At 70.9% G+C, this 18,998-nt stretch carries 20 protein-coding genes; 19 read left to right on the plus strand and 1 reads right to left on the minus strand.

The features are described from left to right. Nucleotides 1–13: 13 nt before the first annotated feature. From cobN to cobJ, 5 genes are read left to right on the plus strand one after another with little or no spacing between them, the layout of a single operon-like run. Nucleotides 14–3,280, plus strand: a complete 3,267-nt coding sequence (gene cobN / locus SCA01S_RS00075) for a cobaltochelatase subunit CobN (protein ID WP_062781612.1) — start codon at nt 14–16, stop codon at nt 3,278–3,280. After that, nucleotides 3,277–4,437: a ferredoxin-like domain-containing protein gene (locus tag SCA01S_RS00080; protein ID WP_062781615.1), complete on the plus strand. Its 1,161-nt coding sequence runs from the start codon at nt 3,277–3,279 to the stop codon at nt 4,435–4,437. Before cobN ends, SCA01S_RS00080 begins: the two co-directional genes overlap by 4 nt. Further along, on the plus strand, nt 4,421–5,050 hold the full coding sequence (locus SCA01S_RS00085; protein WP_062781618.1) for a precorrin-8X methylmutase: 630 nt from the start codon (nt 4,421–4,423) through the stop codon (nt 5,048–5,050). The genes SCA01S_RS00080 and SCA01S_RS00085 overlap by 17 nt, the downstream gene beginning before the upstream one ends. Further along, complete coding sequence (gene cobI / locus SCA01S_RS00090; RefSeq protein WP_062781621.1) at nt 5,047–5,799, plus strand: precorrin-2 C(20)-methyltransferase; 753 nt, start codon at nt 5,047–5,049, stop codon at nt 5,797–5,799. Before SCA01S_RS00085 ends, cobI begins: the two co-directional genes overlap by 4 nt. Continuing rightward, on the plus strand, nt 5,796–6,557 hold the full coding sequence (gene cobJ / locus SCA01S_RS00095) for a precorrin-3B C(17)-methyltransferase (protein ID WP_062781624.1): 762 nt from the start codon (nt 5,796–5,798) through the stop codon (nt 6,555–6,557). Before cobI ends, cobJ begins: the two co-directional genes overlap by 4 nt. On the opposite strand, the gene SCA01S_RS00100 is transcribed toward cobJ, so the two are convergent. Then, a complete protein-coding gene (locus SCA01S_RS00100) occupies nt 6,521–7,282 on the minus strand; it encodes a cobalt-precorrin-6A reductase (protein WP_062781627.1) in 762 nt (253 codons plus the stop codon). The genes cobJ and SCA01S_RS00100 overlap by 37 nt on opposite strands. Between SCA01S_RS00100 and SCA01S_RS00105 the strand changes: the two genes are divergently transcribed. Genes SCA01S_RS00105 through cobU form a run of 14 tightly spaced genes read left to right on the plus strand, consistent with a single transcriptional unit; the run spans nt 7,281 to nt 18,950 of the window. Further along, a complete protein-coding gene (locus tag SCA01S_RS00105; protein WP_062781630.1) occupies nt 7,281–8,489 on the plus strand; it encodes a bifunctional cobalt-precorrin-7 (C(5))-methyltransferase/cobalt-precorrin-6B (C(15))-methyltransferase in 1,209 nt (402 codons plus the stop codon). The genes SCA01S_RS00100 and SCA01S_RS00105 overlap by 2 nt on opposite strands. Continuing rightward, the gene (locus tag SCA01S_RS00110; RefSeq protein WP_062781633.1) at nt 8,486–8,869 is read left to right on the plus strand and encodes a cobalamin biosynthesis protein; all 384 of its coding nucleotides are present in this window, start codon (nt 8,486–8,488) and stop codon (nt 8,867–8,869) included. The genes SCA01S_RS00105 and SCA01S_RS00110 overlap by 4 nt, the downstream gene beginning before the upstream one ends. Next, the gene (cobM, locus tag SCA01S_RS00115) at nt 8,866–9,648 is read left to right on the plus strand and encodes a precorrin-4 C(11)-methyltransferase (RefSeq protein ID WP_062781636.1); all 783 of its coding nucleotides are present in this window, start codon (nt 8,866–8,868) and stop codon (nt 9,646–9,648) included. The genes SCA01S_RS00110 and cobM overlap by 4 nt, the downstream gene beginning before the upstream one ends. Continuing rightward, entirely contained in the window at nt 9,645–10,958 is a 1,314-nt protein-coding gene (locus SCA01S_RS00120) for a cobyrinic acid a,c-diamide synthase CobB (protein ID WP_062781639.1), read from the plus strand. Before cobM ends, SCA01S_RS00120 begins: the two co-directional genes overlap by 4 nt. Beyond that, nucleotides 10,955–11,722, plus strand: coding sequence for a precorrin-6A synthase (deacetylating) (gene cobF, locus SCA01S_RS00125; RefSeq protein WP_062781642.1), 768 nt, complete (start codon nt 10,955–10,957; stop codon nt 11,720–11,722). Before SCA01S_RS00120 ends, cobF begins: the two co-directional genes overlap by 4 nt. Beyond that, nucleotides 11,709–12,317 carry a cob(I)yrinic acid a,c-diamide adenosyltransferase gene (gene cobO, locus SCA01S_RS00130; RefSeq protein WP_062781645.1) on the plus strand — a complete coding sequence of 203 codons (609 nt, stop codon included), beginning with the start codon at nt 11,709–11,711 and terminating at the stop codon, nt 12,315–12,317. The genes cobF and cobO overlap by 14 nt, the downstream gene beginning before the upstream one ends. A 33-nt stretch (nt 12,318–12,350) precedes the next feature. Beyond that, complete coding sequence (locus SCA01S_RS00135; RefSeq protein ID WP_062781648.1) at nt 12,351–12,758, plus strand: DUF1636 domain-containing protein; 408 nt, start codon at nt 12,351–12,353, stop codon at nt 12,756–12,758. Then, entirely contained in the window at nt 12,755–13,783 is a 1,029-nt protein-coding gene (cobT, locus tag SCA01S_RS00140; RefSeq protein WP_062781651.1) for a nicotinate-nucleotide--dimethylbenzimidazole phosphoribosyltransferase, read from the plus strand. Before SCA01S_RS00135 ends, cobT begins: the two co-directional genes overlap by 4 nt. Further along, nucleotides 13,780–14,349, plus strand: a complete 570-nt coding sequence (locus SCA01S_RS00145) for a histidine phosphatase family protein (RefSeq protein ID WP_062781654.1) — start codon at nt 13,780–13,782, stop codon at nt 14,347–14,349. The genes cobT and SCA01S_RS00145 overlap by 4 nt, the downstream gene beginning before the upstream one ends. Continuing rightward, nucleotides 14,346–15,068: an adenosylcobinamide-GDP ribazoletransferase gene (locus tag SCA01S_RS00150; protein ID WP_062781657.1), complete on the plus strand. Its 723-nt coding sequence runs from the start codon at nt 14,346–14,348 to the stop codon at nt 15,066–15,068. Before SCA01S_RS00145 ends, SCA01S_RS00150 begins: the two co-directional genes overlap by 4 nt. Next, nucleotides 15,065–16,042, plus strand: coding sequence for an aminotransferase class I/II-fold pyridoxal phosphate-dependent enzyme (locus SCA01S_RS00155; RefSeq protein ID WP_062781669.1), 978 nt, complete (start codon nt 15,065–15,067; stop codon nt 16,040–16,042). Before SCA01S_RS00150 ends, SCA01S_RS00155 begins: the two co-directional genes overlap by 4 nt. Further along, entirely contained in the window at nt 16,035–16,985 is a 951-nt protein-coding gene (gene cbiB, locus SCA01S_RS00160; protein WP_062781660.1) for an adenosylcobinamide-phosphate synthase CbiB, read from the plus strand. Before SCA01S_RS00155 ends, cbiB begins: the two co-directional genes overlap by 8 nt. Before the next feature lie 2 nt (nt 16,986–16,987). After that, nucleotides 16,988–18,451: a cobyric acid synthase gene (locus tag SCA01S_RS00165; protein WP_062781672.1), complete on the plus strand. Its 1,464-nt coding sequence runs from the start codon at nt 16,988–16,990 to the stop codon at nt 18,449–18,451. Then, the gene (gene cobU, locus SCA01S_RS00170) at nt 18,444–18,950 is read left to right on the plus strand and encodes a bifunctional adenosylcobinamide kinase/adenosylcobinamide-phosphate guanylyltransferase (RefSeq protein WP_062781663.1); all 507 of its coding nucleotides are present in this window, start codon (nt 18,444–18,446) and stop codon (nt 18,948–18,950) included. Before SCA01S_RS00165 ends, cobU begins: the two co-directional genes overlap by 8 nt. Nucleotides 18,951–18,998 lie beyond the last annotated feature (48 nt).

Below are 18,998 nucleotides of genomic sequence, written 5' to 3' on the forward strand. Positions count from 1 at the left end.
GCGGCGCGGGCCCATGCACGTTATCTTCCGCGAAAGCCACGGGCTTGAGGAAACGGCCGTGCCCCAGGATCTGGGGCAGGCGCCGGCGCCGCTCGTCGTCCTGTCGTTTTCCGACAGCGACCTGGGCGCCTTTGCCGCTGGCTGGCACCTGGCGCGCCAGGCCGATCCGGCGTTCCCGCTGCTGCGCCTGGCCAATCTGGCCGCGCTGGAACATCCCTTGTCGGTCGATACCTATATCGATCGCACGCTGGTTGGCGCGCGGGCCATTCTCATCCGCCTGATCGGCGGGGTTTCGTGGTGGCGCTATGGCCTGGGGCAGGTGGCGGCCCTGGCGCGCGCGCGCGGCGTGGCGCTGGCGGTGCTGCCGGCAGACGGGCGGGCCGATCCCCAGCTTGACGAAGCCTCTACCTTGCCGCGCGAAATTCTGGGTGATCTGGCCGCGCTGTGTGAGGCGGGCGGGGCCGATGCCGCCCACCGCGCGCTGGTGCGGCTGGCCCAGGCGGGTGGGCTGGCGCTGAACGCAACCGCGCTTGCCGCGCCGGTGGCGCCGCTGCCGGCGGCGGGCCTGTGGCATCCCCATGGCCAGGCGGTGGACGCCGCGCGCCCGCTGGTGCTGGTCGTGTTCTACCGCGCCTATCTCACCGCGCGCGATGTTGCGCCGGTAACCGCGCTGATCACCGCGCTGGAGGAAGCAGGCCTGGCTGCGCAGGGGCTTTACGTCACCTCGCTCAAGGAACCACAATCGCGCGCGGTGGTGGCGGCAGAACTCGGCCGGCTGCGCCCGGCCGCGATCATCAATGCCACGGCCTTTTCCGCGCAGGACGATGCCGGGCAGAGCCCGCTGGACTTGGCCGGCGTGCCGGTGTTCCAGGTGGCGCTGGCCACCGGCACGCGCGAAAACTGGACCGGGGCGGTGCGCGGCTTGGCGCCGGCAGACTTGGCCATGCATGTCGTTTTGCCAGAGATTGACGGGCGGCTGTTTGCCGGCGTCGCCAGTTTCAAGGAACCCTGCGCGCAGGATGCCGATCTCGGCTTTGCCCGCCACATGCACCGGCCCGATCCGGCGCGGATCGATGCCATCGTGGCGCGGGTGGCTGGCTGGATCGCGCTGGCCCGGCGCCCCGTGGCGCAGCGGCGCCTGGCCTTGGTGCTGTCCACTTATCCGGGCAAGGCGCATGCCATGGCCCATGCGGTGGGCCTTGATGCTTTGGCTTCTACCACAGCGCTGCTCGCCGATCTGGCCAACGCTGGGTATGCGGTGGCGCCGCCCGGTGACCTGGCCCACCGGCTTGGCCATGAGACGCTGGCCTTTCCGCTGGCCGCCTATCGCGCCGCGCTGGTGCAGCTGCCCGCCGCGCTGCAAACCGATCTGGCACAAAGCTGGCGCGCGCCAGAGGATGATCCGGCGGTTCGCGATGGCGCGTTCCACTTTGCCGCGTTGCGCGCGGGGCAAGCGCTGGTGGCGTTGCAGCCCGAGCGCGGCGATCTGGCCGGGCGCGACGAGGCCTATCACGATCTGTCGCGCTGCCCGCGCCATGGCTATGTCGCGTTTTATCTGTGGCTGCGCGCGCAAGGGATCGACGCCCTGGTGCACATGGGCGCGCATGGCACGCTGGAATGGCTGCCGGGCAAGGCCGTCGCGCTGTCGGATGCCTGCTGGCCCGAGGCGCTGATCGGCAGCCTGCCGGTGATCTATCCGTTCATCGTCAACGATCCGGGCGAGGCGGCCCAGGCCAAGCGTCGCATCGGCGCGGTCACGCTGGGCCACATGCCGCCGCCGCTGCGGCGCACGGAAAGCGGCGCGGGCCTGGCCGGGCTGGAGGCGCTGCTCGACGAGTTTTCCGGCGCGGTGGGCCTTGATCCGGCGCGGCGCGACCGGCTGATCGTGGCCATCCGCGCGCAGGCGCAGGCGCTAGGGCTTGAGGCAGAGCTGGGCATCGATCCTACTGCTACCCCGGCCGAAGCGATTGCCCGGATCGACCGCTTTGTCTGCGACGTGAAGGACAGCCAGTATGGCGATGGCCTGCACATATTCGGCCGCGGCACGCAGGGCGGGGCAGAGCGCGATGGCGTGCTGGCCGCGCTCGACGGGCGCCGGGTTGCGGCCGGGCCGGCCGGATCGCCGTGGCGCGGCCGGGCTGATGTGCTGCCCACCGGGCGCAATCTCTATGCCGTCGATCCGCGCGCTGTGCCCAGCCGCGCCGCCCATGCGCAAGGCGTGGTGCTGGCGCAGGAACTGGTGCGCCGCCACTTGCAGGACCACGGCGATTATCCCCGTGCCGTGGTGGTGGACCTGTGGGGTTCGGCCACGATGCGCACCGGTGGCGAGGAATTTGCCATGGCGCTGCACCTGTTGGGCGCGCGGCCGGAATGGGATGCCGCCTCGCAACGGGTGACGGGGATCGAGATTCTGCCGATCGCTCGGCTCGATCACCCGCGTCTGGATGTGACGCTGCGTATTTCGGGCCTGCTGCGCGATGCCTTTCCGCTGCTGCCGGTGCTGTTCGGGCAGGCGGTGCGCGCCCTGGCCGCGCGCGACGAGCCGGCGGAGTGGAACCCGTTTGTCGGCAAGGCGCCAGGTGCGCGGGTCTATGGCCCGGCGCCGGGGCGCTATGGCCTGGGCATGGGGCAGACGGCGCAGACTTATGACGCCGCCGGCCGCCACGCGGCGGGTGAAGCCTGGCTGGCGGCATCGGACCACGCCTTTGATACCGCCGCGCCGCAGGCAGACCCGGCCGGTCTGCGCGCCCGGGTCGCGGCGGCCGGCGCCTTTGTCCACGCCCAGGATCTGCCCGAAACCGATCTGCTGCTCGCCGCCGACTATGCCGCACACGAAGCCGGCTTTGCCGCGGCGCAGGGGGTGGTCGGGGGTGGGGCGGCGCTTTATCACCTCGACAGCCGCGACCCCGCGCGGCCCGTGGCGCGGCCCTTGGGCGAGGAACTGGCCCGCGTGGTGCGCGCCCGTGCCGCCCATCCTGGCTGGATCGCCGGCATGATGCGCCATGGCTTTCGCGGCGGGGCAGAACTGGCTGCCACGCTCGATCATCTGGGCGCCTTTGCCCACCTTGCCCCCGGCAGTGTGCCGCCGCAGCTGTTTGATCTCTATTACCAGGCCACGCTGGGTGATGCTGCCGTGCGCGCATTCCTGGCGCGCGAGAACCCTGGCGCCTTGGCCGCGATGCAGCAGGGCTTTGCCGCGCTGCATGCCGCAGGCCTGTGGGCCACGCGGCGCAACGCCATTCTGGCTGATCTGGCCGATCACGCCGGGGGCAGGGCATGAGCGGCTTTTGCGTGGCGGGCTGGTGCCCCGATGCCTGGCGGCCGATGGCGGCGGGAGATGGCCTGCTGCTGCGCATCAAGCCGCGCCTGGCGCGCCTGTCTCGCGATGCTGCGCAAGCGGTAAGCGCGCTGGCCGTGCAGCATGGCAATGGCCTGATCGATGTGTCGCGGCGGGGCAACCTGCAACTGCGCGGGCTCGATCACGCGGGTTGGCAGGCTGCGCTGGCTGATCTGCTGGCGCTGGGCCTGGTCGATGCCGATCCGCTGGCAGAGGCGCGGCGCAACCTGCTGGTGGCGCCTGGCTGGCGCGATGGTGATGACACGCAGCGCATCGCGCAGGCCTTGCTTGCCCGGCTGGATGAACTGCCCGCGCTGCCGGCCAAGGCCGGGTTCGTGATCGATGCCGGCGCGGCGCCGGTCTTGCTGGCAGAACCGGGCGATTTTCGAGTCGAGCGCGGCAGGCATGGCGGCCTGATCCTGCGCGCGGCTGGGCGCGCCCATGGCGTGGCCTTGGCGCCCGGGGCAGAGGTTGATGGGCTGATCGCGCTGGCCCGCTGGTTCGTGCAAAGCGGCGGGCAGGGGCGCATGGCGCGCCATCATGCCCCGCTGCCCGCGTGGGCGGCTCGGCAGGATCTTCCAGCGGCGTTGGCGCCGGCCTGGCGGCCAGGGCCTTGCGCGCTCGGCATGGTGCATGGCGCGCCATTCGGCCGGGTTGCAGCGCCGGTGCTGGACGCGGCGCTGGCCGAACCCGGCGCCCAAGCGCTGCGCATCACGCCCTGGCGTCTGCTGGTGGTGGAAGGCGCCGGCGGCGATGCCGTGCCCGGCCTGATTGCCGATCCGGCCGATCCGCTGCTGCGGGTGGAAGCATGCCCCGGCGCGCCGGCCTGCCCGCAGGCGCATGTGCCCACGCGCGATCTTGCCATCGCCCTGGCGCCGCATGTGCGCGGCACGCTGCACGTATCGGGCTGTGCCAAGGGCTGCGCCTGCACCCGCGCCACCGATCTTGTGCTCACCGGCCGCGCCGATGGCCGGTTCGACCTGGCGCGTGATGCCGCCGCTGGCGCGCCGCCGTGCCAGGCGCCGCTCACTGCCCAGCAAGTGCTCGACCAGTTTGCAAGTTGCCCCAGTGCGGAGCTGCCCAATGCCCCATGTCTATGAAACCGATGGCGCGGCCATCTATCGCCAGTCTTTCGCCATGATCCGGGCAGAGGCCGATCTGGCGCGCTTTTCGCCTGCCGAAGAGCCAGTGGCGGTGCGCATGATCCATGCGGCGGGCATGGTGGACCTGGCGCCGCACATCCGCTTTTCCGCCGATTTCGCCACGGCGGCGCGCGCCGCGCTGCGCGGCGGGGCGCCGATCCTGTGCGATGCGCGTATGGTTTCAGAAGGCGTTACCCGCGCGCGCCTGCCGGCCGCCAATCCGGTGCTGTGCACGCTGCATGATGCGAGCGTGCCGGCCCTGGCCCAGGCCATGGGCAATACCCGCTCTGCCGCCGCGCTGGAACTGTGGCGGCCGCGCCTGGGTGGCAGCGTGGTGGCGATCGGCAATGCGCCCACGGCGCTGTTCCACCTTTTGACTATGCTGGAAGACCCAGCCTGCCCGCGCCCGGCGGCGATCATCGGCTGCCCGGTCGGCTTTGTCGGCGCGGCTGAATCCAAGGCCGCGCTGTGGGCATGGCACGGCGTTCCGTGCTGCATCGTTGACGGGCGGCTGGGCGGCAGCGCAATCACCGTGGCTGCGATCAACGCCTTGGCGAGCGACGCGGAATGACCGCGCCAGTCCTTGCGCCGGTTGGCGCGATCGGCACGATCCATGGCGTCGGCCTGGGCCCCGGCGCGCCCGATCTTTTGAGCGTACGCGCGGATCGGCTGGTGCGCGGCACACGCCACATCGCCTATTTTCGCAAGGCCGGGCGGCCGGGCCAGGCGCGGCGCATCGCGGCAGACCTGCTGCGCGCCGATGCCGTGGAAATTCCCATGGAATACCCCGTCACCACCGAAATCCCGGTCAGCGATCCGCGCTACAACGCATGTCTCGCCGCGTTCTATGCCACGTGCACCGCTCGCCTGGCCGATCTGGCCCGCGCCGGCGAAGACGTGGTCGTGCTGTGCGAGGGTGACCCGTTTTTCTATGGCTCGTTCATGCACCTGCACAGCCGCCTGGCGGGGCAGGTGCCCGTGCAGGTGGTGCCGGGCATCACCGGGATGGCGGGCGCGTGGAATGCCACCGGCGTGCCCATCACCTGGGGCGATGACGTGCTCACCGTGGCCATGGCCACCCTGCCCGAGGCGGAACTGACCCGCCGCATCCGCGATACCGATGCCCTGGTGGTGATGAAGATCGGCCGTCACCTGGCCAAGCTGCGCCGCGCCGTGGCTGCCGCCGGGCGCGAGGGGGAGGCCTGGCTGGTGGAACATGCCGCCATGCCCGGCCAGCGGGTTACGCCGCTGGGCGAGGCCCAAGCCGTCACGCCCTATTTCTCGATCCTGTTGATCCACGGCCAGGGGCGCCGGCCATGACGGGCACATTGGCGATCGCCGGGCTGGGCCCGGGCAGCGAGGCGATGATCACCCCGCAGGTGCGCGCCGCGCTCGATGCCGCCACCGATGTGCTGGGCTATATCCCCTATGTCGCGCGTGTGGCGCCGCGCCCCGGCCTGGTGCTGCATCCGTCGGACAACCGCGTCGAACGCGAACGCGCTGCCCATGCGCTCGATCTGGCGGCGCAGGGCCGCCGCGTGGTGCTGGTCTCATCGGGCGATCCCGGCGTATTCGCCATGGCCGCCGCCGTGTTCGAGGTGCTGGAAAGCGGCCCGGCATCATGGGACGATGTGGCGATCGACGTGCTGCCCGGCATTACCGCCATGCTCGCCGCTGCCGCCCGCGCCGGGGCGCCGCTGGGCCACGATTTCTGCGCGATCAACCTGTCTGACAATCTCAAGCCCTGGGACATGATCGCGCGGCGCCTGCGCCTGGCGGCAGAGGCCGATTTTGCCATGGCGCTCTACAATCCGCGCTCGCGCGCACGGCCACAGGGCTTTGCCCGCGCGCTGGAATTGCTGCGCACTTGCTGCGGCCCGCAGCGGCCGATCCTGTTTGCCCGCGCCGTCTCCACCCCGCAGGAAGACCTACGCATCGTCTCGCTGGCCCAGGCGCGGCCCGAGATGGCCGACATGCGCACCGTGGTCATCGTGGGATCGAGCCAGACGCGGATCGTGGCGCGTGCCGCTGGCCCGCTGCTCTACACCCCGCGCAGCGCGGGCGGGGTGGCGCCATGAGCGATCCAGTCCAGCACTTGCGCAGGATCGTGCACTTCGTGGCGCGGCGGGATGAACGGCCGGTCGATCATGATCACCGGCAGGCCCAGCGCGCGCGCGGCGATCAGCTTGGCCTGCGCGCCGCTGCCGCCGGCATTCTTGCATACCACCACGTCGATCGCCCGGTCGCGCAACAGCGCCAGATCGCCGGCCACGGTGAACGGCCCCCGGTCCACCACCAGGCGATGGCGCGGCACGGGCGGCGGTGCGGCGGGCGCATCGACAAAGCGCAGCAGATAGTCATGCTGCGGCTGGGCCAAGAAATCGGCCACGTGCAGCCGCCCCAACGCCAGCATCACACGCCGCGCCGGGCCAGCGAGGGCCGCTACGGCGCCGGCCACGTCTGGCACCATGGTCCAGCGGTCTTGCGGCTGCGCCTGCCAGGGCGGGCGGGTGAGCGCGATAAGCGGTACCCCGGCCTGCGCGGCGGCGGCGATGGCATGGGCGCTGATCTGCGCGGCAAAGGGATGGGTGGCATCGACCAGGTGGGTGATACCGTGGTCCTGCAGATAGGCGGCCAGCCCGGCCACGCCGCCAAAGCCGCCGATCCGCGTGGGCAAGGGCTGCGCCAGCGGGGCCTGGGTGCGCCCGGCATAGCTCAACTGGGCGGGAATGCCTTGCGCGGCAAGCAGGCGGGCCAGTGCGCTGGCCTCGCTCGTTCCGCCCAGCAGCAGGACATTGGCCATGGCTGATACCCCTTTGCGCGCATGGTTGACGATCATCGGCCTTGGCGAAAACGGCCGCGACGGCCTGTCCCCGGTGGCCTTGGCCGAACTGGACGAGGCCGAGGTGGTGATCGGCCCGCCGCGCCATCTGGCCTTGCTGGGCTCGCTTAAGGCTACGGCGGTGGAATGGCCAGTGCCCTTTGCCGATGGTGTCGCCCAATTGCTCGCTTTGCGTGGGCGCCGTGTGGCGATGCTCGCATCGGGTGATCCATTCTGGTTCGGTGCCGGCAGCAGTGTCATCACCCACCTCGCGCCGCACGAATGGCTGGCCCATCCGCAGCCATCGACGTTTTCCCTGGCGGCGGCGCGCCTGGGCTGGGCAGTGCAGGATTGCGCGTGCCTGGGCCTCCACGCCGCGCCGCTGGCGCGCATGCGTCCGCATCTCGCGCCCGGCCAGCGCGTGATTGCCCTGTTGCGCGATGGCGCGGCGGTGGCAGACCTGGCCGCCTATCTCGTCGCGCTGGGTTTTGGCGCCAGCACGCTATGCGTGCTCGAAGCGCTGGGCGGCCCGCGCGAGCGGGTGCGTTGCTTTGAGGCGCAGGCTTTTGCCCTTGGCGATGTCGCCCATCCCGTGGCGGTGGGCATTGCCGTTGCCGGGCAGGGGCTGGCCCTGCCGGTCACGCCCGGACGGCCCGATGCGCTGTTTGCCGCCGATGGCCAGATCACCAAGGCAACGGTGCGTGCGCTCACCTTGGCGGCGCTGGCGCCCCGCGCGGGTGAACTGCTCTGGGATATCGGCGCCGGCTCTGGCTCTGTCGGCATCGAATGGCTGCTGGCCCATCCCGCCAACCGCGCCGTGGCGATCGAGGCCGATCCGCAGCGTGCCACCCGCGCGCGCGGCAATGCCGTGGCACTGGGCGTGGATCGCCTGCGCGTGATCACCGGCCGTGCGCCGGCGTGCCTGCCCGATGATCCGCCGCCCGATGCGGTGTTCATCGGCGGTGGGCTGTCGGCCGCGCTGCTCGATGCGCTGTGGGCACGGCTGCCGGCCGGCACGCGGCTGGTCGCCAACGCGGTGACGTTGGAATCCGAAGCCCTGCTTGCCGCCTGGCATGGCCGCGTTGGCGGCAGCCTGTTGCGGATCGAACTGGCCGACGCCGCGCCACTCGGCACGCGGCATGGCTGGAAGGCGCGCTATCCGATCGTGCAGTGGAGCGTGGTGCGATGACCAAGATCGTCGCCGGCCTGGGCTTTCGCGCGGGCGCCCCGCTTGGGGCCCTGCGCGCGGCCTTTGCCCTGGCGCAGGAAGGACTGCCGGCCGCCACGCATCTGGCCACGGCGGCAGACAAGGCCCCGGCGCTGGCGCCGCTGGCGCGCGCGCTGGGCCTGCCGCTGATCCCGGTGGCGGCCGATGCCGTGCAGCGCTGCGGCACGGCCACGCAATCTGCCGCCAGCCTGCGCACGCGCTGCACTGGCAGCCTGGCCGAAGCGGCGGCCTTGGCCGCAGCAGGGCCAGGTGCGCGGCTGCTGTGCCCCCGCCAGATCTCGCCCGATCGCATGGCCACGTGCGCCGTTGCCCAGGGCCATGCCCAGGAAACTGAACGATGACGATCCATTTCATCGGCGCCGGCCCCGGCGCGCCCGATCTCATCACCTTGCGCGGGCGCGATCGTATCGCCGCGTGTCCGGTGTGCCTCTATGCCGGGTCGCTGGTGCCCACGGCACTGCTCTCCCACTGCCCGCCGGGCGCGCACATCGTGAACACTGCGCCGCTCTCGCTTGACCAGATCATGGACCATATCATCCAGGCCCATGCCGCTGGCCACGATGTCGCGCGGCTGCATTCGGGCGATCTGTCGGTGTGGTCTGCGCTGGGCGAGCAACTGCGGGCCTTACGGGCGCTAGGCATTCCCTTCACCATCACGCCCGGCGTCCCCGCCTTTGCCGCCGCTGCCGCCGCACTGGAAAGCGAACTGACGCTGCCTGCCCTGGGGCAGTCGGTGGTGCTGACCCGCACGCCGGGCCGGGCCAGTGCGATGCCACCGCGCGAAACTCTGGTGGCCTTTGCCCAGACCGGCGCGACGCTGGCCATTCACCTGTCGATCCACAACCTGGCGCAAGTGGTGGCCGATCTGCTGCCCGATTATGGCGGCGATTGCCCGGTGGCGGTGGTGTGGCGCGCCAGTTGGCCCGATCAGCGCGTGGTGCGCGCCACCCTGGACAGCGTGGAGGCCGCCGTGGCCGGCACGATGGAGCGCACCGCGCTGATCCTGGTCGGCCGCGTGTTGGGCGCTACTGATTTTGCCGAAAGCAGCCTCTATGCCGCCGATTATGATCGGCGCTTTCGCCCGCAGCATGGCGGCGAAAGCGGCGGGGCGCGGGCATGAGCGTGCCGGGCCTGATGATCGCCGCGCCCAGTTCGGGTGCGGGCAAGACCACGCTGATGCTGGGCCTGCTGCGCGCGCTGCATGGCCAGGGGCTGGCGGTGCAGCCATTCAAGAACGGGCCGGACTATATTGATCCGGCGTTTCACCAGGCGGCCTGCGCGCGCGCCTCGTTCAACCTCGATAGCTGGGCCATGGCGCCTGGCCTGATCGATGCCCTGGCAAGCCAGGCCGGTGGCGCCGATCTGGCCCTGGCCGAAGGATCGATGGGCCTGTTCGATGGCGTGGCCAGCGTGGGCGCCACCGGCAATGGCGCCAGTGCCGATGTGGCGCGCCGGCTGGGCTGGCCGGTGATCCTGGTGCTCGATGCATCGGGCCAGGCGCAATCGGCGGCAGCGACGGCGCTGGGCTTTGCGCGGTTCGATCCCGCGCTGCCGGTGGCCGGCGTCATCCTCAACAAGGTGGCAAGCCCGCGCCATGAAAGCTTGCTGCGCGCCGGCATGGCGGCGATCGGCATGCCGGTGCTGGGCGCCCTGCCACGCCGCGCAGACCTGGCTTTGCCAGAGCGGCACCTCGGCCTGGTTCAAGCCGTCGAGCATCCTGATCTGCCCGCGCGTCTGGATGAAATGGCGGCCTTCGTGCGCGAGCATGTCGATCTGGCGGCGCTGATCGCCCTGGCGCGCGGAAAGCGTCTGGCGCCGGTGGCAAATCACGGCCTGCCGCCGCCCCCGGCGCAGCGCCTTGCCGTAGCGCGCGACGCGGCATTCTCGTTTCTCTATCCCCACCTGTTGCACGGCTGGCAGGCGGCTGGCGCGCAGATCCTGCCGTTCTCGCCGCTCGCCGATGAAGCGCCGCCGGCCGATGCCGATCTCGTCTGGCTGCCCGGCGGCTATCCCGAGCTGCATGCCGGGGCGATCGCGGCGGCGGGGACATTCCTGGCGGGCCTGCGCCGCCACGCGCAGACCCGCCCGGTGCACGGGGAGTGCGGTGGCTACATGGTGCTGGGCCAGGGCCTTGTCGACAAGGCCGGCGCGCGCCACGCCATGGCGGGGCTGCTGGCCCTGGAAACCAGCCATGCCCAGCGGCGCCTGCACCTGGGCTATCGCGCGGCCCGGCTGCTGGCGCCGGTGGGTAGCATGGCGGCGGGCACCGCGCTGCGCGGCCACGAATTCCACTATTGTACCATCCTGGCCCAAGGCGATGCGCCACTGGCCACGGTGACCGATGCCACCGGCGCGGCCGTGGCGGAAAGCGGATCGCGGCGCGGGCAGGTCACGGGCACGTTCTTCCACATGATTGCGGGGGCCGCGTGATCCAGCTCGATCTTATCGGGATCGGCACGGGCAATCCCGATCACCTTACCCTGGCGGCGGTGCGCGCGATCAATGGCGCAGACGTGATCCTGCTGCCCGACAAGGGCGCGGACAAGGCCGGGCTGATCGATCTGCGCCGCACGATCTGCGCGGCGGTGCTGACGCGGGCCGTGCCGATCGTCGAATTTGCCATGCCGCTGCGCGATGGCGCCGGCGACTATGCGGCAGCAGTGGATGCCTGGCATGACGCCATCGCGCGGGTGTGGCAGGCAACCTTGGCGCAGGCCCTGCCGCAGGGCGGCCGCGCCGTGCTGTTGGTGTGGGGCGATCCCGCGCTTTATGACAGCAGCCTGCGCATCGCGGCGCGGCTGATGGGGCAGGGTGCGGCGCTGGCGGTGCAGGTCGTGCCGGGGATCACCAGCATCGCGGCGCTGACCGCCGCCCATGCTATCCCGCTCAATCCGCTGGCCGGGCCGGTCATGATCACTACCGGCCGCCTGCTGCGCGCCCATGGCTGGCCGGCGGGGGCTGACCATCTCGTCGTCATGCTGGATGCCGGCGGCGCGTTTGCCACGCTGGACCCTGCCGGCATCACCATCTGGTGGGGCGCGTACCTCGGCATGGCGCATCAGGCGCTGGAGCGTGGGCCGCTGGCGGCGGTGGCCCCGCGCATTCTCACCCGTCGTGCCGCGCTGCGCGCGCAGCATGGCTGGATCATGGACATCTATCTGCTAAAAAAGGAAACGGGCGATGCAAGCTGGTGATGAAGACGCGCGCCACGCCGACAAGATGCGCAAGAAACAGGCCGCGCGCGACAAGATCATGGCCACCAAGACCCAGGAAAAGGGCCTGCTGATCGTCCACACCGGCAAGGGCAAGGGCAAGACCACTGCGGCCATGGGCATGGTGGTGCGCGCCATCGGCCATGGCCAGCGCGTGGGCGTGGTGCAGTTCGTCAAAGGCGCGATGACCACGGGCGAAAAGGCCGTGTTCGATGCCTTTCCCGCCCATGTCGATTTCAAGCCGATGGGCGAAGGCTTTACCTGGGACACGCAGGACCGCGCGCGCGATGTGGCTGTGGCCCGCGCCGCCTGGGACGAGGTCGAGCGCATGATCGCCGATCCGGCCTATGCCATGGTCCTGGCCGACGAGCTCAACATCGTGCTGCGCTATGACTATCTGCCGCTCGACGACGTGCTGGCCGTGCTGACCGCGCGCCCGGCGATGAAGCACGTGATCGTGACGGGCCGCAACGCGCCCGATGAACTGATCGCGGCGGCCGATCTAGTTACCGAAATGGCCCAGATCAAGCATCCGTTCCGCGCCGGGGTGAAAGCCCAGGCGGGCATCGAGTTCTGACCCTTTCCCTCTGCATCACAAGGATTTCCCCCCATGCTTACCCCTGTTGACGATGGCCCCGCCGTGGTGGCCTGCAACACCTGCCGGTTGAGCGCCGACGCGCGCGAGGATGACCAGGGCCAGCGCGGTGGTGCGCGGCTTTTGGCGGCGCTGCGCACGGTGCAGCAGGGCGATGCGCGCTATGCCGGGATTGCCGTGCAGGAAATGGCCTGCCTGTTCGCCTGCAAGGACCACTGCACCGTGCACCTGCGTGCGCCGGGCAAGGTGGGCTATGTCCTGGGGCGTTTTGACGCGGACGAAGCGGCCGCCACGGCAATCCTCGATTATGCCGCCGCCTATGCGCAAAGCGAGCATGGGCGCGTGCCGTTCAAGGAATGGCCGCAAGGGGTGAAAGGCCATTTCATCAGCCGCACGCCGCCGGCCGGGTTCGTCGCGGCATGAGCGCGTTTGCTTCTCCGGCCGCGTTCGATGCGGCGCTTGCCGATCTGGCCATGCCCGATGCTGCGGCGGCCGCCGCAGCGCGGGCGCGGCAGGATGACCTGACGAAGCCGCCCGGATCGCTGGGCCGGCTGGAAGACATCGCCGTGTTCATGGCCGGCTGGCAAGGGCGCGAACGCCCGGGTATCGCGCGCGGGCGCACGGCGATCTTTGCCGGCAACCATGGCTTTATGGTGCATGGCGTCAGCGCCTTTCCCACCAGCGTGACCGCCGCCATGGTGGCCAACTTTGCCGCCGGGGGCGCGGCGATCAATGCGCTGGCGGGCGTTGCCGGCCTTGAGTTGATGGTGGTGCCGCTCGATCTTGATCGTCCCACCGCCGATTTCACCTGCGCCCCGGCGATGACCGAGGCGGAATGCCTGGCGGCGCTCAACGCCGGTGCCGCGGTGGTTACGTCCGATCTTGATATCCTGACGCTGGGTGAAATGGGCATCGGCAATACCACGGCCGCTGCCGCGCTCTGCGCCCTCAGCCTGGGGGGCAGCGCGGCGGAGTGGGCCGGGCCGGGCACCGGGCTCGATGCCGCCGGCGTGGCGCGCAAGGTTGCGGTGATCGCCCAGGCGCTGGCCTTCCATGCCGACGCGCCGCACACCCCGTTCGAAACCCTGCGCCGGCTGGGCGGACGAGAGATTGCGGCGATGGCTGGCGCGGTGTTGCGCGCGCGGGCCTTGCGCGTTCCGGTGGTGCTCGATGGCTTCATCACCTGTGCTGCCCTGGCGCCACTGGCGGTGGTGGCACCGGGCATCGTCGATCATTGCCTGGCCGGGCACTGTTCGGCCGAACCGGGGCATGTGCGCCTGCTGGCGCGGCTGGGGCTGGTGCCGCTGCTCAACCTGGGCATGCGGCTGGGCGAGGGCAGCGGCGCTGCGGTGGCCGTAGGGGTGATCCGCGCCGCGCTGGCTGCGCACGACCAGATGGCAACCTTTGCCCAGGCCGGCGTGGCATCGGGCGTGGCAGCGGGCGCGTGAGCGGATTTCTGCTGCATCTCTTGCGCCACGGCGCGCCGGCCACGCCGGGCCTGCTGCTGGGGCACGGTGACATGGCACCCACGCCTGCTGGCCTCGCCGCCTGCACGGCGCGCGTGCGGGCGGTGGAGTTTGCCGGCGTCGTCGCATCAGACCTGCGGCGCTGCGCGGCGGCGGCACAGGCCATCGCCGCACCCCGCGCGCTGCCGGTGCAGCTTGACCGGCGCTGGCGTGAGTTGGACTTCGGCGCCTGGGATGGCCTTGCCCCGGCGCAAGTGAGCTGCGCGGCACTGACCGCGTTCTGGGTCGATCCCGATGCCCATGCCCCGCCGGGGGGAGAGCGCTGGTCGGCGCTGCGCGCGCGGGTAGCGGCAGCGCTGGCCGATCTGCCCGGCAGCGACACCCTGGTGGTGACGCATGGTGGCGCGATGCGTGCGGCGCTCACCGTGCTGTGCGGTTTTGTGTCGGAGCAGGCCTGGGCGTTTGACCTGCCCTATGCCGCGCTGCTCAGCCTCCGGGTTTGGCCCGGCGAGCAGCCCACGGCGCAGATCGTGGGGCTGGCGACGTGAAGGGGTTGATCCTGGCAACGCAGTTCCTCACCCGCCTGCCCATGCCGCGCGTGGCTGCTGAGGCTGGCGATCTTGCCGCCTCGATGCGGTGGTTTCCCGCCGTGGGCGTGATCGTGGGTGGCTGCGTGGCCGGGGCGGTCTGGGCTGGTGGGTGGCTCGATCCGTGGATTGGCGCGATGGCCGGCCTGGCGGCATGGGTGGCCGTGACGGGCGCGCTGCATCTCGATGGCCTGGCCGATCTGGCCGATGCCAGCGGCGCTGCCCATAGCGATCGCGCGCGGTTGCTGGCCGTGCTGGCCGATCCGCATCTTGGCAGCTTTGGCGTGGTGGCGGTGGTGATGCAGCTTATGGCCAAGCTGGTGCTGCTCCATGCGCTGGTGGCGCAGGGCATGGTCGCGGGCATCGTCTGGGTGCCCTTCGCCGCGCGCCTTGGCCCGCTTGCCTGGGCGCGCTGGCTGCCGCCCTTGCACGCCGGGCTGGGTGCGCGTTTTGCCGGCGTGGTGCGCCGCCGCGATCTGGCGCTGTGGGCCGGCGCGCTGGTGCTGGCCGCCTGGTGGCATCCGGCCTTGCTGATCGCCGTGCCGGGCATGGCGCTGTGGGGCTGGTGGCTGATGGCGCGGATCGGCGGGATTTCCGGCGATGGCCATGGCGCGGGCATCGAATGGAACGAAACCGTTCTATTGCTGGCCCTGTGCATCGCGGGGCGGTTGTGGGCCTGAACCGCTTTACCTGGCACGGCGGCGGGCTGGCGGCGGCGCGGGCGCAGTTTGGCGATGGGCCTTGGCTGGACCTGTCCACCGGGATCAACCCGTGCCCCTGGCCCCAGGCCGGGGCGCTGGCGGCGGCGGTGGATTGGCAGGCCCTGCCCGATGAAAGCGCGCTGCGCGGCCTGGAGCAGGCGGCAGCAGCGCGCTTTGGCTGCGCAGCCGATCATGTCTGCGCGGTGCCCGGCACCGAGATCGGGCTGCGCCTGGTGGGCGATCTGATCGGTGGTGGGGGCTGCCATGCCGTGCCGGGCTATCGCACCCATGCCGCGATGCTGCGTGCCAGCGTGGCGGTGGACGATCTGGCGCAAGCCCACGGCACCAGCCTGGTCCTGGCCAATCCCAACAATCCCGATGGCCGCCTGTTGACGCGCGCGATGCTGCGCAATCTGCTACACCGGCGCGGCGATAACGGCTGGCTCCTGCTGGATGAAGCCTTTGCCGATGCGCACCCGCAAGCGAGCCTGGCCGGTGATATTGCCGACGCGCAGCGGCTGGTGATCTTCCGCTCTTTCGGCAAGTTCTTTGGCCTGGCGGGCCTGCGCCTGGGCTTTGTGCTGGGGCCGCGCGCGCTGTTGGCGGCGTTGCGGGCGCAGCTGGGGGCCTGGCCCCTGTGCGCGGCGGCGTTGGCCGTGGGCGAGGCGGCCTATCGCGATGCTATCTGGATCGCGGATGCGCGCGCTGCCTTGCAGGAACGCGCGGCCCGCCTGGACGCGGTGCTGCGCGGCAAGGGCTATACCGTTGGCGGGGCCTGCCCGCTGTTTCGCCTGGTGCGCGGCGTGGATGGTGCGGCGCTGTTCGATCATCTCGCGCAGCAGCATATCCTGACGCGGCCGTTTGCCGATCAGCCGGATTGGTTGCGGCTCGGCCTGCCGGGCGATGCTGCGGGTCTGGCGCGGCTGGTGCAGGCCTTGCCCAGCCATGGTTGAAACGCTCGCGGCCCTGGCACTCGCGCTGGCGCTCGATCTCGCGCTCGGCTGGCCAGCGGCGCTTTATGCGCGCCTGGGCCATCCGGTGGGCGGCTTTGCCCGCGTGATCGGCTGGTGCGCGCGCCTTGGCAATCGCCCGCAGTGGAGCGCGGGGTGCCGCCGCGCCATGGGCATGCTGACCGTGCTGGTGCTGCTGGCCGTGGCGATTGGCCTCTCGGGCGCGCTCCAGGCCCTGGCAACCTGGCTTGCCGGCGGCTGGGCGTGGATCGTGATCGGCTTGCTGGCCTGGCCGGGCCTTGCCCTGCGCAGCCTGCACGATCATGTGCAGCCGGTGGCGCTGGCCCTGGCGCGTGATGATCTTGCGGGCGCGCGGCGCGCAGTGGCGATGATCGTTGGTCGCGATACTGTCACGCTCGACCGCGCCGGGGTGGCCCGCGCCGCGATCGAAAGCCTGGCGGAAAGCTTTTGCGATGGGGTGGCGGCGCCGCTGTTCTGGCTGGTCGTGGCTGGCCTGCCGGGGCTTTGGGCCTACAAGGCGATCAACACCGCCGACAGCCTGATCGGCCATCGCGAGGCGCCGTGGGGCCCGTTCGGTTGGGCGGCGGCGCGGCTGGACGATGCGCTGAACCTGCTGCCGGCGCGGCTGGGCGCGGTCTTGCTATGCCTGGCGGGCGGTGGCGGCTGGGCGGTGCTGTGGCGCGATCACGGCCGGCATGCCTCGCCCAATGCGGGGTGGACCGAGGCGGCGATGGCCGGCGCGCTGGGCCTGCGGCTGGCCGGGCCACTCGCCTATGATGGCGTGGCCGTGGCCAAGGAGTGGATCGGGCAGGGGCGCACGGCGGCCGATGCGCATGATGTGGCGCGGGCGCTGCGGCTCTATCGGCGGGCCTGCGCGCTGTTGATCGCGGTGGCGCTGGGCGCGGTGCTGGTGTGGAAGGGATGACGATGGGCGCATTGATGGTGCAGGGCACCGGGTCTGACGTGGGCAAATCGGTGCTGGTGGCGGGGCTGTGCCGCGCGCTCGCCAACCGGGGCCTGCGCGTCTTGCCGTTCAAGCCGCAGAATATGTCCAACAATGCCGCGGTCACCAGCGATGGCGGGGAAATCGGCCGCGCGCAGGCGCTGCAGGCCCTGGCCTGTCGCGCCGCGCCGCATACCGACATGAACCCGGTGCTGCTCAAGCCGCAGGCTGATCATACCTCGCAACTGGTTGTGCATGGCCGGGTGCGCGGCACGCTGGGCGGCGGCAATTTCCGCATGGGCCGCGCGGCACTGCTGCCTGATGTCATGGCCAGTTGGCAGCGGTTGCGCGCGCAGGCCGATGTGGTGGCGGTCGAAGGGGCAGGCTCGCCGGCGGAAATCAACCTGCGCGCCGGAGACATTGCCAACATGGGCTTTGCCCGCGCGGCGCGGGTGCCGGTGGTCCTGGTCGGCGATATCGACCGGGGCGGGGTCATCGCCGCGCTGGTCGGCACGCGGGCCGTGCTCGATCCGGCTGACGCGGCGATGATCCGGGGCTTTGTGATCAACAAGTTCCGGGGTGATCCCGCGCTCTTTGCCGATGGCTATCAGCAGATTGCCGCGCTTTCGGGCTGGCGCGGCTTTGGCGTGGTGCCGTGGCTGGCGGAAAGCGCGCGCCTGCCGAGCGAAGATGCTGTGGTGCTGGAACGCCATGCCCCGTTGCGCGCCGGGGCGTTGCGCATTGCCTGCCCGATCCTGCCGCGCATTTCCAATTTCGATGATCTCGATCCGCTGAAGGGCGAAAGCGGGGTGGAACTGGTGATGGTGCCGCCGGGCCAGCCGATCCCTGCCGATTGCGCGCTGATCGTGCTGCCCGGATCGAAGGCGACGCTGGCTGACCTGGCTGCCCTGCGCGCGCAAGGCTGGGATATCGACATTCTGGCCCATCACCGCCGTGGCGGGCGCATCCTGGGCATATGCGGCGGATACCAGATGCTGGGCAAGACGGTGGCCGATCCCCATGGCATCGAGGGGCCACCGGGCGAAATGGCCGGGCTGGGCCTGCTCGACGTGGCCACCGTGCTTACCCCGCACAAGGTGCTGCGCCAAGTGGCAGGGCAGGCGCTGGGCCAGGCCTTTGCAGGGTTCGAGATGCATATGGGCCAAACCGATGGGCCCGATTGCACACGGCCCTTTGCGGTGCTGGATGGCGACCGGCCCGATGGCGCGATCGACGCGGGCGGGCAGGTCATGGGCAGCTATGTGCATGGCGCGCTCGGCGGGCCGGCGCTGCGTGGTGCGCTGCTCGGCTGGATCGGCGCAATATCCGATGGGGCGGACCATGCAGCCGTGGTCGACGCCGCACTCGATGCGATCGCCGCCCGGTTGGAGCAGCATCTCGATATCGACGGCCTGCTGGCCCTGGCGCGCGAGGCGGGCGATGCCTAGCCTGTTCGTGATCGGCGGCGCGCGATCGGGCAAGAGCCGCTATGCCCAGCAACGCGCCGAGGATAGCGGCCTGGCGCCGCGCTACATCGCCACGGCCCAGGCCTTTGACGCGGAAATGACCGCGCGCATCGCCCGCCACCAGGCAGAGCGCGATGCTCGCTGGCAAACCGTCGATGCGCCGCTGGAACTGCCCCACGCCATCGCCATCCATGCCGCGCCCGATCGCGTGCTGCTGGTCGATTGCCTGACCCTGTGGCTCAGCAACCTGATGTTGGCCGAACGCGACATGGCCGCCGCGCTCGACGATCTGGAGCGCGCCGTGGCCGAAGCGGCGGGCCTGGTCATCCTGGTCAGCAACGAAGTGGGCCAGGGCATCGTGCCCGACAATGCCCTGGCGCGGCGCTTTCGCGACGAGGCGGGCTGGGCCAACCAGCGCATGGCGGCGGTGTGCGACGAGGCCGTGCTGGTTTGCGCCGGGCTGCCAGTGAAATTGAAATAGAATGGGAAAAAGCCCCCTCCTCTTCAGAGGAGGGGGTTGGGGGTGGTG

Origin of the sequence: Novosphingobium capsulatum NBRC 12533, from assembly GCF_001598375.1 — a bacterium.
GTDB lineage: Bacteria > Pseudomonadota > Alphaproteobacteria > Sphingomonadales > Sphingomonadaceae > Novosphingobium > Novosphingobium capsulatum.